The organism is Streptomyces sp. NPDC058092 (genome assembly GCF_042884935.1).
Classification (GTDB): Bacteria; Actinomycetota; Actinomycetes; order Streptomycetales; family Streptomycetaceae; genus Streptomyces.
On sequence record NZ_JBHVSY010000081.1, the window covers coordinates 777 to 1007 of the forward strand.

The window sequence follows — 231 nt, forward strand, 5'->3', positions numbered from 1 at the left end:
CGGTGGGTTCGAGCGGCGGGACGACCAGCCGCGTGGGCCGCGTCGCGATGACAGTCGTGGTGGTGGTTCCGGTGGTGGGTTCCGTCGGGACGATCGGCGGGATGACCGCCCCGGTGGGTTCCGTCGCGATGACAGTCGTGGTGGTGGTTCCGGTGGTGGGTTCCGTCGGGACGATCGGGACCGTGACCGTGGGCCGCGTCGGGATGATGACCGGGGTGGGCGTCCCGGTGG

At 71.9% G+C, this 231-nt stretch carries 1 pseudogene; it reads right to left on the reverse strand.

The annotated features are described in order from the left end of the window. Window positions 1-231 (reverse strand): annotated as a pseudogene (locus tag ACFVV1_RS40860) (hypothetical protein); the annotation flags it as partial.